The organism is Jutongia huaianensis (assembly GCF_014384985.1).
Lineage (GTDB): Bacteria > Bacillota > Clostridia > Lachnospirales > Lachnospiraceae > Jutongia > Jutongia huaianensis.
Map to the genome: position 1 here is coordinate 1 of NZ_JACRSX010000001.1, position 16,144 is coordinate 16,144.

Sequence of the window (16,144 nt, forward strand, 5' to 3'; positions counted from 1 at the left end):
GATGCTCCAGTTAAAAATATTTCATTTGAAGCAGGGCTATTCTGTGCTTGATCACAAATAAAAACAATTCCGTTATTGTAAAAATAAAACATATCTGCTTGATCCGTTGATGTCGCTGTTCTATTAATACCATTATTCACCGAAGATCCATATTCATATAAACGAATATTCTCGTCAAAAATAGTTGCAATATTATTTGAAATACCTTGAACAAGCTCTTTTCCATTTACAAATCCAACATATGAATCTATTTTTCGAGTCTGAACATTATATGCTGGCTGCATCTGCTTATATTTTAAAGATACTGAAATGCTATTTTTTCTATTTAATTTTTCATAAATATTAACAATAGCATCTCTGTCATGATATACAATTTCCAATTCGCTACCTGTATCTTGTCTAAAAGCTTCTGCATTGCTTTCAACAATACTTCTATTTGCGACTATCCCCCTATTATAACTGACAAAACAAATTCTAAAATGTGTTATAATACTATTTTCTAATCGAGACTTAAATTCCGCAAATTTTACATTACTTCCCTCATAACATCTCTCATTAGATATTAACGTCATAAATCCATTCCACGTTTTTAAAACTTCCCCTTGGTCAATTTCATTTTTTATATTTTCTTTTTTAGCAGGAAATTTATATTGCATTACAGTTAGTACCTGGTTCTCTTCATCAATAATAACAGAGTCGATCCCCAAATCCCCAGCCCCATCAATTAATGCTTCCGCTATATCTTGTTCCTGTAATTTATGGTAATTCTTCAAATACCAATGTGCAAAGGCTAAGGAATCCGTGTTGTATTCATTGTATTCTCTAATCCCCTTAATATTTTCACATATTTTTGCATAGTAAGATTCGTATTTTGTTACAGCCATTTTTCTCCTCCTTATGTTGTCATATACTTTATTATATGTGATCCATCATTCGTCTTCGAACTTACACCACCCCACCTTATAACATCTAATCTACTACATTTCAATTAAAACATAATCTCTGCACGCCATTCTCTACATACCACCTTTGTCATGAATATATTTTCCCGCTACCATACAGCATTGTTCAAATGCTAATTGCTGGTACTGCGGGTCAACTTCATCCATGCTTCGCAGAAATTCCCCAAGTTTTCTTGCACAATCACCTGTCTTTTTGAGTTGTAAATTGTGATATTGCTCTGCTTGCTCCCGTTGATTTTGCGTTTGTAACTGCATTCTAACCGCATTTTGATCAATAATGTTACAAATAGGATTTTGATACATCATACTTTCCCCTCCCATTCTAATTTGTATTATTCATTATCTTACACATTCTTACATATAACAACATATTTTTCTCGACGATATTCGACACTTTAATGCGTCAAAACGCCTCCTCAATACTTCTCCAGCTATCGTCACTCATATCATCCACATACTCTGTATTATTGATATACAGATCTTCACTGCTATCGCGAACAAAGCCCCAATTAAGATGATATTTCTCTGCATAGTTCTTAAACGCATTGAATTTATTGCCTACCTGAATATCAATGTTCTTGCTGTGTCCGCTTTGCTCTCCGCCTTTTGTCTCAATGATCCAGTTACTTCCGTCCTTCATATGTACGATGTAATCCGGATAAAAAAGCCATTGTTTCAAGAGAGAATCCGTATATACAACAGAAAAATACTGTTGTCCGGTATCTCCATTTTTATAAAACCATTCGACTTTATCGTTATTTTCGCAATATCGTTCAAACAATCGTTCTGGCAAACTGCGTGTCTCATCCGTACAAAATTCATTGGTATATTGCTTGTAAGCATTTAATCGGAACAACTGCTGTTTTTTTACTTCACTATACTTATACACTTCCATCTCTGGTATTGTAAACTCCGCTGTTTTCGGTTCCAGATTAAAAGAAAGCTGCTTTCCACCCATCTGCGCTGTAACGCTCTTAAAATCCATCTTTAATTGCTTTACATTGTTGATAATAAATGCATAAAAGTCATTATTATCGAGTGCAATAAACTTGTACCGGGTTTTCTTTCCCTTGCTAAACATGCGACGCAGGATGTTCTTGACTTTTTGAGACTGCATACCTGTTACTTTCTTGATCTCATCCACAGAGTGCAGCAAATAGATACCATGTGTATGGGTATTAACGGTGGTTCGGATACTAATACGTTTTTTTGCGGCATCCTCCGACATTTCATCTGTTGTTCGGAATAATCCCTGTAGTATTTTGCTGTCTATTTCATGGCTAAAATTATATCCTCCGGTCTCCAGATTTTCTCTATTCACCTGCTTATCTGTGCCCAAATGATATTTTTCTTTGAAGAAGTCATGTACCTTAACCAAGGTCTCACGTTCTCCCAGACCATCAAAGTCTAAGTTACGCAATTCCTTCACCAAAGAAAAACCCTTCGCCTCATCCTTCAAAAATAATCTTCTCACTTGATATGCCTTATCCATAGAGGACAACAATCCTGCCTTATATTGTGTATCCAAGGTGTATATATAGCAGTAATCCAGCGTTGCCAAACCGTAATGCTTTCGCTCTGGCATACGCCTAATACGTCCAATCGTTTGTATCTGAAAATCTTCACTGCCACCTTCACGCAATTTCACAAGAATTTTAGCGCGTGGGCAGTCCCAACCAGTTGAAATTGCCTGTTTCATAAGTAAAAATGCTGGTGAGCCATCAAGCTGTGTCAAATCATCCCCGATTACCTTATTATCGCTCATCCAAATATTAACCATTCCATTTTCATAGGTATATCCCATGCTTGCAAGCTTTTCCTCGACTGCTGCAATCGTCTCCGGCTGACCAACCGGGAACTGTATCAATACTAATGGACGGATTGGCAATTTCAGAGACTGATAGCCTTCGATGATTTCTTTGCGTTTATCATCTGCAAGATCTAACAAGTAATCATAATCATTGATGATTTCTTTTCTTTCATCGACGCCCTCATTGACATAGATTGCACGAGTAATCAAACCTGCATTGATGACTTGATCTTCCGGTATCTCATAATATTCCTGATGGCTTACTTTGTTGGCCGTTGCCGACACACGAATAATATGCTTTGCAGCAAATGCACTAATAACATCGTCTGCCTTCTTTGTATTGTTCATGTGTTCCTCATCAATAATAACAATAAACTCTATTCCATCCTTATGCGCATCCGCAATTTTCTCAAACAGATTTGCTCTTTCGCTGTCTTTTAATGCTGTATTTCCCTTTTTCGTTACAAGTTCCCAGTTAATAAAAGTTACACTCTCTCCCGCAAACCCAGACAGCATAGAATACATTAAATTTCTAGTATCTCTCTGTGGTGTCAAAGCCTCCATACTATCTTTGCTCTGTTCTTCCAAATTTCCTTTTCCTGGGCATAACCACACAAATGCCGTTTTTCCATCCGTATTTTTCAGGTATTCATCAATATATTTAATCAAAATAACTGTTTTTCCGGCACCTGTTGGTGCTTTCACGGTAATAATCTGTTTGCTATTGTAAGCTGCTGTCTTATCAATCAAAAATTCCACACATTCATTTTGGAATTCATATTCCTTAATTCCATTTACCATAACTCACCAGCCTCCCTTAATTCAAAATCAAAATAGCAATCTGGAATGATAAATGTATTTATCTCTGCCAGTAATTGCTCTTGTGATGTGGACAGCAACACATCCTGATTTAGGAATACAGCTTTCAAATCAGAATACTGCTCAAAATCCTCCTCAAAAGCATCCATTTCATCATCATCCATAATGATCACATATTTTTTATTATCCACCTTTACACCATATTTCAACTGAATCATCTCGATAATATGGTTAAGAAGATCATCGTATAAGTCTTCACTATCCTTAGCCACAAAATCCGTCCTGTAATATTTCAAGTTTGCCGGAATCCCCTCTGAGTATTCCGTTCCATCAATGCGCTTGCCAGTGATAACCGTCTTGATTCGCGGATAAGTTATTTCTTCGCAGATACTATTCTCATTATTGGTACATAGTATGTATTTCCAACAATCCCCCGTATCCAAATTGTGAGCCATAACTGCATGTCCCGTAGTCCCCGACCCAGCAAAGAAATCTAATATCAATGCATCCTTAGGCGCATACAAGCTCAGTAGATACTTGATTAGCTCTATCGGTTTTGGATAATCAAAGGAAAATCCCATATTTTCCAACATATATTTATTTGTTTCCGTAGTTCCCATGTTCTCTAAAACTGTTTGAACATAGTGAGATGCACGATTATCTCTTCGATAATAGATTACTCCATTTTTTGACAGATAAAATTTAACCTGCGTTCCTTTATCCTCAATCGGTTGAAATTTATTTGATATAAATTTCTTCAGTTTTCCATTATTCATCCAACCTGAATATACTCTACATGGATGTGTCAACTTATAGTCTTCCACATCCATATCGTCAATTGGGATTGGATATACTGCCTTATATTTCTTCGACATTTCTCTGGAAATATATTTATTTTCTGTAGCTTCTTTATAAAACGAATCAAATGCTTCCATTTTATCTCTATGTAAGCATTCAGCTTCACACGGAAATCCAATCGGTAATTCAATAATAGATGGTGGATTTTTATATCCATTTTTGGTTATTGAATTTTCCGCAAAATTACGATTAACTTTTGATTCCTCTCCTATATTCGGATCAACAATACTGTTTATTTTGGTGAAAAATTTATTTTTTGCGTAGCATAATATATATTCATGATTCTTGGTTATATCATCTTGATTATCTGTATGTCCTGTCACCTTCCATACAAAAGTTGTGATATAATTTATATTGCCAAAAATTTCATCACAAAGCAGTTGCAATTCTGCATACTCATAATCATCTATAGAAATAAAGATGACTCCCGAGGTTTTTAGTATTTTTCTTGCTATCACTAATTTTTTTGAGATAAACGAAAGCCATTTTGAATGTCTAAAAGCATCTTCTTTTTCAACATAATTATCATCATATTTAAAATCTTTATTTCTAGTATTGTACGGCGGATCAATATAAATCACATCTATCTTTCCCTTATGTGTTTTCTCCAACAGTTTCAAAGAGTGCAAATTATCTCCCTCTAAAAGGAAGTTATAATCTTCGCTCTCTGGATTTCCAACAATTTCTCTGCCTTCATCCTCTGTAAATACCGGAATGTGTGTCTGCATTTTTACATCCACTTCTTCCTCATGCTCTTCCCATACAAGACCATATTTTTTTGAAGTCAATTCCTTCTCAATCTGATTAAGTGCGATAAGAGATTCATCATCGCTATGCTGCTCCTTTAATGTTTCCAAAAATCGGAGCATCTTTTCTCTTTTTATCTGTGATAAGTTTGCCATTGTATTTCTCCTATTTTCCTGTACTATTTTTTCTCCATGATCTTGAGAACTTCTTCCGCTTCAGCGCAATTCTCCCCATCACAGATTTTCTTATAAAAGTTGTATACATCCTCATCTTTCAAGATATACTCAACTTGTGTATTATCTAATGCAATATTTAAAAGTTTCCTTTTCTGTTTCTCACTCCAACCAGTAAATTCACTCAATGCAGCAATAACTGCATGCGTATTTTTAAAACTTTCACTATCTTCCAATGCATTGATCAAATCCTGTTTTTCCTGATCCTCTTTACTCTGATCCTTTGTTGCTACCTTCCGCTCTTTCTTGCATTCATAATGGAAGTTTTCTAGCACCTCATTCGTTTTGGTTCGATCAATAATTTCTTTTAGCAAAATTTCCAACGGTGAATCTGCTGTATAATCTGCTGGAACAAAATATTTAATTCGATTCTCCTCTAGCATTTTATACACTTTTGTTTTATCCTTTGTTTTTGGATTGTATACACCGATAGAATGACCGCCATGTAAATTCACCAGTTTCATACATGGAATATCCGTGTCGCTATCCCCAATATATACCATGTTCCGGAACGGCACACGATACTCATCCGGTTCAAAATATGCATTCACTTTTTGATCATTCACATCAAGAACACCCTTTTCGATACGAAATAAAAACTGTGTTTTGTTCGTATAATTTACCACCTGTGCCGGCCAAACAGCAACCCCATATTCATTAAAGTAAAACGAACTTGCATATATCTTCTTAAATTTATTTGCAACAGCCGTTCCTTCTATCATTTCCTTTAATCCAGAAGAAATAATATAATGCTCGACCATTACCCCCTTCCTTTCACCATATTCATTAATTCTATCAAACCAAGTATCAACGCCTGGAAACAACTGCACTTTAGCCCCATCCGCTTCCAAAGTTTTTCTAGTAAACAGCACCTTGCCCTGTGACTTTTGAGACATCATATACATATATGCCAGATTTTGATCCATATCATTGTCTGCCGCTAATTGATTGGATTCCTTCCAAAATTCTGGCACTTCATAATCAATAGACTGAATATAACCCTGGGCTTGCATATCATCGGGTGATAATGTTTTATCAAAATCATAGCATATCGCCAATATAGGTTTCTTGTCCTTATTTTTCTCCATAAGCTCCTCCTTTTCCAACTAATTCCTTTGTTTCCATTTATTCATCCAACATTATTTTTCCCTATCTTTAATCGGCTTGTTCGTCGCCCTGGATTTCGCGATTTTCCTGGCCTCGGGAAAATCGTCACCAATCTTATGTCCACTGCGAACCATCATTGCGCACCTTTCTTATATCCTCAAATCTTTTGTATTCTTCCGCAAGTAATTTACTCATTCACATACTCCTTTTGTTCCTTTTTACCTAAGCACAAATAGTTCAAATGACACCTGCCGCATTTTTCCTTTGAACATTTTCTAGGTAAATGATTGTTTCTTATATGATCCGCTGCATGCTTTATGTCTTCTGTCACAGCAGTGATTACATCTGGCGTTATGATATCACTTGCACTGTTTTGAGAATCCAAATGATATATTTCCATGTAATCTGCTGTCTTACCGGTTAATTCTCGATAACCCAGTGCATAAATTTTTAACTGCTGTGTATTGATTTCTTCCTTAACCTGTTTATTGGCCGTCTTAAAATCAATAATTTCCGTCTTTTCCAATCCATCCTGAACCACCTGTTTTACCAGATCAATACGACCATTGACACGAATCCCATCCCCCATATCAATTTCTATCTCTGTCTCAGCCATGCGAATATTCTCAAAATCCGATTGATTCTTATGGACATATTCATGTATGCCACGTTTCACACTTCCATACATATTTTGCTGCAGTTTTGGTGTTGCATATGGCAGATAAAAGGATTGTTCAATAACTGAATCCACATATTCCTCTGTGATTGCTTTTCCTTCCATCGCAGCAAGATGAATACGTCTCACTATCGCATGCATTACATTACCATACCCCAATGCCGGAATCAAAGGCTGTACGAATCCATAAAACATTGACAGCTTAAACCGGTATGGACATTCAAAATAATCTTCCAGTAAAGAAAAATTCAGCGTAAGCGGCATGCTCTCTTTCTTTAATACTGGAAGATGATCTGATTTATATTGAATATTCCCATCATATTTTACTAAATATGATGATTCTTTTGCCTCCAGCATAAATTCCGAAATATGTTTGTTCCGCGACTTGGTTGTCCTCGTTAAATAAAGGTATTTCTTAGCTCTTGTCACTGCAACATAAAAAAGCTTTCGTTCTTCCTCTATTCCTCCATCAAATCGCTCCGAATCTGAAATCCATTCCCGATCAATAACATGCCAAATGCCTTTTCCACCCACTTTCTGTGCCGGAAAAAAGTTCTTATTCAACCCCGGAATAAATACAGCCGCAAATTCCAAGCCTTTTGATTGGTGAACCGTCATAATTCCTACTGCATCCGGTTTTGTATATGTATTGCTCTGGTATCCTTCCGGATAATAACCGGTTGCTGTATACTTTAAAAAAGAGCAAAAATTATTTAGTTTCGATTGTGGTTTCAAGGTATAATTGATCACCTCATAATCCGCAATCACCTGACTGAACTTCCCTAAGTTATATAAGATTACTTCCGTCTCAATCCGTCCATCTTCAACAAGAGACAGTTTCCCTAGAAAGTCATGATAGATTTGCTGAAGATTGAAATCGGAATACAGCTTTTTTTCCTTCACGTCAATCACCATCAAAATCTGTAAGCAATCTGCCAGCTCCTTTTTGTCAAATGGATAATCAATTTCCATCCATTTATGATACAGCTCTGTTGCCGTTATGTCTCCATTAAGATAATCATAAATCCCCTTTGCCGCCTGACACTCTTTCGTGTCAAACAGTTCATTCATTCCCTCCACGATATAAGGGATGTGATGTTCTTCCAATTTGGCTGCTATCTGACCGCTAATCTTTTTCTTTCGAACTAACACTGCCATTTCAGAATAAGGAATTCCTATTTCATGCAGTTTTTCCATCCGATGTGCAATAAACTCATACTCTAAATCCGTATCCTCTCGCTCTTCAAAGGCAACGTCTCCGATATCGTAAGGTGTTTGACATCCCGATTTCATCGTCTTTGACAATCTATGATCATTGTGAACGATCACTCTTTTCGCAACATCTACAATGCCATCTGTACTGCGGTAATTTTTGTCCAATACGATATATTTCTGAACACCATATCTCTCCTTATATGTAAGGATATTTTGAGCATCACTTCCACGGAACTGATATATTGTCTGATCATCATCACCTACTACACACAGGTTTGCCCCTAGTTCTTTCAGTCGACGAATCAAACGCTCCTGTATTGGATTGATATCCTGATATTCGTCCACTGTCAGATATTTTACTTTGTCTGCAATAATTTGTGCAAATTCAATATTATTCTCTAACTGGCAGATCATTTCCTGAAGAATCAGAGAATAATCGAACTTCTTTTCTGCATATAGTTTTTCCTTATATTTTTTGTAGGCTGTACGAGTGCGTTCATCCCACTTATCCTGTTCAAACCAGTTTTCATTCAGAATACTCATTACACTGACAAATAAATTTGTCTCTTTGTATTTACACAAATCCAAATCTTTCATTCCGCATTCATCATAATAACGCTCCACAAACAATTTGGTATGTATTTCATCCAATACATCGTACTTCTGAAATTCTGGTATATATTCCTGTAACATCTTGATACAAAACCCGTGAATTGTACCGATATACATATGTGCGAATCCTATCGTATCACCTAATTCACGCTTGCCCAAGTCGTATATTCTTCCTTTCAACTCCTCTGCCGCTTTTCGAGTGAAGGTAAATGCAACAATATTTTCTGGAAGTATCTCGGACTTGGATTTCAATATATTGATGATTCTTCTAGTGACGACACCCGTTTTTCCTGCACCAGCACACGCAATAATCTCCAGATCATCATCTATTGTCTGAACAGCTTCACGCTGTTGATCTGATAATTGATCTAACAATCCCATAGGTACTCCCTCCCATCTGTTCTTGATAATACCCCAGTTGCTTATTCTTCCATTGTATCATATAAAATACCTATTGGCATCATTTAAAATAAAATGAGGCTGCACCAAATCTCTTCAAAAAATAAACTGCCACATGCTTACCATATAGCAGGTATGCCCCCACTGGCATACCCGTATCAATTTTCTTCACATATCATTTTCCCCTGACACATATCCTCGCTATTCTCCATCATCTCTTCGAATCACTCCCCTCCTCTTGCTCTTCCTGCACCAGTTTATAAAACTGTGTGCGGGAAATTTTCAAAATTGATGCAGCTTTCTGCGCTGTAATCTTCTTTTGGCTCCACTGATAATACACATTATCCCAGTCCTTCACTTCCTTTCTGGGACGTCCAAATTTCTTTCCCCTCTTCTTTGCAGCATCGATTCCTTCCCGCTGCCGTCTCCGTATGGTTTGTCTCTCCTGCTCTGCAATAGACGCTAATACTTCCACCAGTATATTGGTCACCATATCAATGATCCACTCCTGTCCCTCCGGGACTTCGATCATCGTTGTAGGTAGATCTAATACCATCAGCCGGATCCCCTGCTTTTGGAACCATTCCAGTTCTGCCTTGATATCTGCTTTGGATCTCGATAACCGGTCAAGGCTTTTTATGTATAATGTGTCCCCTCTACGCAGTCCCAGTGACCCTTTCAGTGCCTGATATCCCGGTCGTTCCAGATCCTTACCGGACATCTTATCGGTAACGATATTCTCCTCCGGAACATACTTTCTAAGCTCCGCAAGCTGCCGGTCAAGGTTCTGTCCGGTGGAGCTTACTCTTGCATACCCAAAACTGCGTCCCTGTTTTTTCTCCCCTTGTGTCATTGTAATCACCTTTCCTTTTCAGCGAATTTTCTCTTTCCACCAAAAAAAGACCGCTATAACTTTTCTGTTATAACGATCTTTTTCAGCTTATAATTTTTTCAATTCAAAATCCGAGCAAAACATTCGCCCTTTCATATCATGCTTTTTTATATCACAATAGCAAGACGCATCTCCATCAATTGACCATATATCAATTCGCACTGCTTCTGGCTTAATATGTGCATTGGTCGGATCATACCAATGTGTACATAACGCACACTTTTTTGTCTGAGTTACATTTACATTCAGCGTAATTTATCACTTCCTGTTCTCAACCAGCTAAAACTGATTATCCATTTCTTAAGCGATCCGCCTTATCTCGGTTTCTCTCTGCTCTGTCATACGCATCCCGTGCTTTGGCATAATGCTCATCACCTTTTCCATTCTTAGCATATGCCCATTCCCGATTACCTTTTCTCTCATAAGTATCTGCTGTTGATTCAAACCTTTTTATTTGTGTGTCTTTATTAAATGCCATAAACGCACTCCCCTTTACCAGTTATAATCATCCCTTTTCCTGTTTGCATATGCATCAGCTTTCTCACTTGCAGTCCTCAATCCAGCTTCCATTCTACTATAAGCCTCTCTCTGTTCTGCAGTAAATTTCTCTGTATTCTTTGAACTTCTGTGAGCTGTCTTTGCCATGTCATTCGCAATATAACTACCTGCTCTAGCTGCTGATTCCCAAAATCCCATAATTTATTCCTCGTCCTTTCTTACCAAATAGTAATGTTTTATACCAAACCTCGTTTTTTTGCTTCCTGATATGTGACATCATATAAATAATGTCCTTCTTCTTCCGCTTGCCGTAATTTTCGCATTACAACAGCATCAGAAGCTTTTTTTAATTTTTGAACATAATTTTTTTCAATTCTATCCAAAGAATCTTGCGTTTTTCTGTTTACATAATCTATTGCATCATCAAAAGTACTCATAATTAACATCTCCTCCCTACAAATAATCATTTCTCTTGCGCCAATATCTGCCGCACCCGGCTCTCCGAATATCCATATTTCGTTGCCAACTTCCTTGTACTCTCCCCCTCCCCGTGTTCCGTACAGATTCTTCGTGCGATATAGTCACTGGAATAAAATTTCAGAGGAAATGTAAGCTGCTGTCCGCGAAAATGCTTAAACAACGTATAAGCGTTATCTATTCCTATTTCCTCTGCCACTTCCGTGTAAATGCCTGCTAACTCCTGAGCAGATACATCCTTTAAAAGTGCTCCCTGCATCCTGCACCTCCCCTTTCTTTATTAATGTGACTATATTTTACAACCGTTCCATTGTAATTTGAACGCCTTTTTTATCTTATAATCTACACTGCTAAATTATCGTTTTCCTCTCCCCGGCATACACTCGCAGGATCTCCTCGATCTTCTCCTAGGACGTGATCTGCAGCCACTCATATTTCAGATAAAGCTGGTACAGTTCATCCAGCAGATTTTCCGCCTGCAGCCCGGTTTCTATGATCTCTTTGCTGATCTCCTCCTTGTAAAGGAAATATTCATTCATATTCTCATAGAAAGAGATCTTGTTGCAGTTTTCGTATATCTCCCGGTTGGTGCCGGAGAGCATCTGGTACTTGAACAGTGAATGCTCCCTCTGTACCTTCCGGAGAAGTTTCTTTTCCAAAACGCCGCATTCTCTTCTACGCATGCTCATCCTCCTCGATATATTCTCCCTCAATCTCGGTCATATCCTCTGCCAGCACGGACTTGATGGTCTCGTCACTGGCGATTGCCCGTAAGCATTCCGTTTTCAGGGGAGCGAACTTTAACACCTTTTTGATCGCTGTTTTCTTTGCCATAGATTCGAAATCGGTCTTCCACGGAGAAAATCCCTCGAAGGACGGGGAATACCGTTCCGCATGAGCGACAACGGACTCTTTGTTCAGCACCTCAAAGCCGTAGCCGCCGTTGGTGAGCTTAAATAACGCATAGACATACATCATCTCGCCCCGACCTTCCATTGCCGGGATGTGGCGCAATCTGCTTTCCAGCCCCAGTTCATACTCGAAGAGGTCATTTGCCCGGACGATATGTGCCTGTATGGTCTGCACGTTGTCATTGCGGTATACCAGATCGATCATGCCTTTATAGCCGATCTGAAACTGGCACTCGATGACATCCTTTTTCTTATTTTTATACGGGATCAGATATGCCTGTCCCAGCGGCGTATTCGGCTCCAGCCCAAGCTGTGCGGCATTCATCAGTGCCGCAATAAAGGACATGGGTGTACACTGTGCCAGTGCAGGAGTATTGTTGACCGCCGTCAGCGCCATCCGGATAAACCGCTCCGGTGTCAGCACCGAAGGCAGCGCTTTCCGGATCTCCGGTTCCAGTGTCTTGATCATGTCCACGATGGACATGTTTGTTGTCAGTTTGATCCCGTCATTCTTCTTTGCAGCCCCAGTGTTTTCTGCTTTCGCTGCCAGTTCTTCTTTAAAATTCATATTAATCTCCATTCCGCAGACGCTTGTCGTCGAAGGAATCGCGATTCAAATATCAAATTTGAATCTGCGATCAGGGCTACTTTGTGACGCCTGCGGCACAAATAGCCGTGTGAAAAATAATGTATCGGCAGTATTTTTCACACTATCCTCTTTTCCTTTCTGCCTTATGCCGCAGTCCTTACCAGAAATCGTCTGCTCGCTGTCTGACTGCAGAACTTCCGGTATACCTCCGGCATTTCCTGTTTCAGCCGTTTTGTGTCCAGCCGGTTGCTGATACTTTTCTTCCAACTGACAAGGAAATGGTCATTCTCTGCCACCTCTGCCTCCTTCATATACAGTTTGACCTCCTGTTCGATCTGCAGCTTTTCCGTTTTCAGCTTGTCCATGAGCCGGTCGATCTCCTGTCTGCGCTGCAGCTTTTCATCAAACCCAAGCAGCGGCACCGACATATCTTCCCGGCTGTCTTTGAAATAGCTGTTGATAAATTCGTTGGCTGTGGCAGAACCATCCGGCTCCGGCATGATCTCTGCTTTTACATGCTCCTCCCAGAAGTTCTTTTCCAACCGGATCAGGTTCCGTATCACTTCCTCGTCCCTCTCGATCCGGACAAACTTAAACTCTCTGCCGTAAATGACCACGGCAATGTACCAGGCGTCCGCATTCAGGACTGCCATGTAATGATAGCACTGCGCCAGATAGTGTGCCGGCACCTTCCCGTCCTTCCACTTGTCTGCAGAATACGGTGATGCCGTCTTGCACTCCAGTCCGATCAGACCGTTTTCTTTCCCTACGATCAGCCGATCCACATCCGCCAGCATAAACGGATACTCCGGATAAATGTACATCTGGTTGCTGCGGCGTACCTTAAATCCTGTCTCCTCACAGAACCGCTCTGCGACATACTGTTCCAGATCCCGCCCTAACCGCATGGATTCGTTATCTTTGTCCTGCTCCGGGATCTCCTCTGTTGTCTTGTCCATATAGACATCCATTGGGCTGACGTAAGGATTTAACCCGCACACGGCTCCTGCATCGGATCCGCCGATCCCCTGTTTACGGAGTTTGAGCCATTCCCCCCTCGTCATATTCTTTGTCTTTGCTAAGATCTTACACATCCCTGTCACCTTTCCTTTCCGCTGTCACGCAGCAATGCTGTTCTTCCCTTTATCCCTGTCATGCGGCAATGCTGATCTTTCCGGTAGCTCTGTGGTACTGATATACCGAATCCGAAAGATATTCTTCCGCAGATACACACTCCCTGTTGACCGCCTTTACCATTTCCTTCAGTTCCTTTGCATGATTCTCCCCTCTCTGTGCCATCACGATTGCTTCGTGGATGGAGCTTGGCAGGATATACAAGTGGTCGCACTGCAGTTTCTGGCAAAGCTCCTCTAACACCTCCGGATAGAGAATGCTGCCAAACCCGTTGATCCGCCTGTAGTTTGTCACCACATACATTGGCTCTTCCGGTGCACCGTCACATTCTTCTATGATCTCCTCCGGCAGGATCTCTCCTTTCCCTGTCAGAGAACGTATCATCTCCGTATAGGAAAGCATCTGCACCGGCATGAGGTACTTCATGTTCTCCATCGCCGTTTCAAACAATTCCTCCTCGGTAATGCCCCACTGCTCCAGAAGACCTTCCGTCACTCTCATACTGGAGCAGGCGTTCCACTCCTCCTTCACCACGATACGGTAGATCACAGCAAGGTCAAGAAACGCCCGGTGCGGTATCTCTTCCAGAAGCTCCTTGTTCTTCTCCCCGCTTATCACGGTAAAGATGATCTTGTTTTTTACTTCCTCGAACCGGGTGACATCCCCGATGAGACCAATGCTCACCTTTTCCTGCATCATTTGATATTTTTCCTTGATGTCCTGTACCAGAACGGAAAGTGCTAATCCTCTCTGGTACCGCTCATACAGTTCCTGGCAGTAAAAATTCGGCGAATGCTGATCTTTTCCGTTCTTTTTATAGATATTGAACGCCTCAATCTCGCCCAGATTCACCTTCCGGACTTTCTGTATACGGATCTCATGATCCTCTCTAAAAAGTCCTCTCAATTTCTTCCACATCTCTTCCTTAAACTCCTCATAGGTTATTGTTCTTGCCATGTTAATCTCCTTTTCTGTGATCAATTTTTCCTGTTAAAATAATCAAGGCACCCGGTACAAAAGCCGGATGCCTTCTGTGTTTGCAATACATTCTGTACCTTCTGTTTGTGATACGTTTCTGATACAGACATCTTGGAACTCTCAACTGCTACGCCGCCATCACCAGACGATACGCCTTGTCTGTCAGGGGATTTCCCTCCATTGTCTTGTTAAAGAGTGTCTCCTGATAATTCTTCGTCCGGCGGATCGGTGCTGCATGTGTTGCAAAGTCCGACACCGCATTGATAAAACGGTAGCCGTTCTTCCTTACCCCCTGCAGATCCGGAGCGTCATAATATCTTGCCGCCATATCCTTTCGAAGCCGCAGGATATTTTTCTCCGTCGTCTCCGAGGCATCATCCGCGATCGGGAGCAGCTCCTGAATATATTCCTCTACCGCGGCATCCGTCAGACGTTTCCGGGACAGATCTTCAAAACCTTTCCCCAGCTCGTTCATGTAATCCTCCGCCATAAACAGGGTCTCTCTGGCATCCTCCAGCTTTGCTGCAATGTCACCGGTATGGTGGATACTCCAGCACCGGTCTGCCGTATTCAGTGCCAGATTCAATGTATTATTGCAGACCACCCGAATCGGTGTCATTGCAATCTTGATCGCTCCGGAACCATCGTGAGTATTACTGAATACTAGATACGGCAAAATCTGTTCCCCCTGAATGATGTACCGGGTCGGCAGCTTGGCAAGGATCCACGTCTTTCTCCCGCCCATCAGACTGCCTGCTGTTTCATACCGTACTCCTTCTCCCAGCAGTTCATCCGTAAAGGCAAAGGCATCCCGGTTCTGCACTACCTTGTACCGGCTTGTGACCACACCGAGGATACTTCCATCCTGCTGGCGGACGTTGGCAAAATATCCCGGCACCTTGACACCGTCCTGCGTAAAGACCGGTCTCTGTACCACGTCCCAGTCCAGTCCCGCAGCGATCAACGCCTCTTTGGAATCCGGTGCCTCCTCTACCTGTGTCCCAAGACCATGCCACGGTCTTTCCCTCCCTGTAAACATCATGGTTTCTACTTCTGCTGACATAACTGCCACTCTCCTTTCCGCTCTTGTGAGCATAAAAATAAGGACAGACCACGATGATCTATCCTTGAAATTTTGTGTGTTACGGACACAAACCGTTGCTGGGCGCCCCCTATCACATTTATAATATATGACTATAACTTTCAACTTTTCAATCAATTTATATG

16 protein-coding genes are annotated in these 16,144 nt (G+C 40.5%); all 16 read right to left on the minus strand.

Annotation, left to right across the window (positions count from 1 at the left end):
• Positions 1–884, minus strand: an 884-nt coding sequence (locus H8704_RS00005; protein WP_249296785.1) for an AIPR family protein, incomplete at its 3' end; no start/stop codon positions are given.
• Positions 885–1,016: 132 nt separating this feature from the next.
• A complete protein-coding gene (locus tag H8704_RS00010) occupies positions 1,017–1,268 on the minus strand; it encodes a hypothetical protein (RefSeq protein ID WP_249296787.1) in 252 nt (83 codons plus the stop codon).
• 97 nt (positions 1,269–1,365) lie between these two features.
• Complete coding sequence (locus H8704_RS00015; RefSeq protein ID WP_249296788.1) at positions 1,366–3,573, minus strand: DEAD/DEAH box helicase; 2,208 nt, start codon at positions 3,571–3,573, stop codon at positions 1,366–1,368.
• Positions 3,567–5,351 (minus strand): site-specific DNA-methyltransferase, encoded by a 1,785-nt coding sequence (locus tag H8704_RS00020; protein WP_249296790.1) that lies wholly within the window; start codon positions 5,349–5,351, stop codon positions 3,567–3,569. The genes H8704_RS00015 and H8704_RS00020 overlap by 7 nt, the downstream gene beginning before the upstream one ends.
• 23 nt (positions 5,352–5,374) lie before the next feature.
• The gene (locus H8704_RS00025; RefSeq protein ID WP_249296792.1) at positions 5,375–6,517 is read right to left on the minus strand and encodes an HAD family hydrolase; all 1,143 of its coding nucleotides are present in this window, start codon (positions 6,515–6,517) and stop codon (positions 5,375–5,377) included.
• A 206-nt stretch (positions 6,518–6,723) separates the two neighbouring features.
• Complete coding sequence (locus tag H8704_RS00030; protein ID WP_249296795.1) at positions 6,724–9,420, minus strand: ATP-dependent helicase; 2,697 nt, start codon at positions 9,418–9,420, stop codon at positions 6,724–6,726.
• A gap of 229 nt (positions 9,421–9,649) precedes the next feature.
• Positions 9,650–10,291, minus strand: a complete 642-nt coding sequence (locus H8704_RS00035; protein WP_249296797.1) for a recombinase family protein — start codon at positions 10,289–10,291, stop codon at positions 9,650–9,652.
• Positions 10,292–10,619: 328 nt separating this feature from the next.
• A complete protein-coding gene (locus H8704_RS00040; protein ID WP_249296799.1) occupies positions 10,620–10,808 on the minus strand; it encodes a hypothetical protein in 189 nt (62 codons plus the stop codon).
• A gap of 14 nt (positions 10,809–10,822) precedes the next feature.
• The gene (locus H8704_RS00045; RefSeq protein WP_249296801.1) at positions 10,823–11,026 is read right to left on the minus strand and encodes a hypothetical protein; all 204 of its coding nucleotides are present in this window, start codon (positions 11,024–11,026) and stop codon (positions 10,823–10,825) included.
• A 38-nt stretch (positions 11,027–11,064) separates the two neighbouring features.
• The gene (locus H8704_RS00050; protein ID WP_249296803.1) at positions 11,065–11,265 is read right to left on the minus strand and encodes a hypothetical protein; all 201 of its coding nucleotides are present in this window, start codon (positions 11,263–11,265) and stop codon (positions 11,065–11,067) included.
• A 26-nt stretch (positions 11,266–11,291) separates the two neighbouring features.
• Entirely contained in the window at positions 11,292–11,564 is a 273-nt protein-coding gene (locus H8704_RS00055; RefSeq protein WP_249296805.1) for a Mor transcription activator family protein, read from the minus strand.
• 148 nt (positions 11,565–11,712) lie between these two features.
• Positions 11,713–11,988: a DUF3848 domain-containing protein gene (locus tag H8704_RS00060; RefSeq protein ID WP_249296807.1), complete on the minus strand. Its 276-nt coding sequence runs from the start codon at positions 11,986–11,988 to the stop codon at positions 11,713–11,715.
• On the minus strand, positions 11,981–12,784 hold the full coding sequence (locus tag H8704_RS00065; protein ID WP_249296809.1) for a recombinase RecT: 804 nt from the start codon (positions 12,782–12,784) through the stop codon (positions 11,981–11,983). Before H8704_RS00065 ends, H8704_RS00060 begins: the two co-directional genes overlap by 8 nt.
• Positions 12,785–12,948: 164 nt before the next feature.
• Positions 12,949–13,899 (minus strand): YqaJ viral recombinase family nuclease, encoded by a 951-nt coding sequence (locus tag H8704_RS00070; RefSeq protein ID WP_249296812.1) that lies wholly within the window; start codon positions 13,897–13,899, stop codon positions 12,949–12,951.
• Between the two features lie 58 nt (positions 13,900–13,957).
• The gene (locus H8704_RS00075; RefSeq protein WP_249296814.1) at positions 13,958–14,896 is read right to left on the minus strand and encodes a DUF5688 family protein; all 939 of its coding nucleotides are present in this window, start codon (positions 14,894–14,896) and stop codon (positions 13,958–13,960) included.
• Positions 14,897–15,044: 148 nt separating this feature from the next.
• Positions 15,045–15,980, minus strand: a complete 936-nt coding sequence (locus H8704_RS00080) for a DUF932 domain-containing protein (protein ID WP_249296816.1) — start codon at positions 15,978–15,980, stop codon at positions 15,045–15,047.
• Positions 15,981–16,144: the final 164 nt, after the last annotated feature.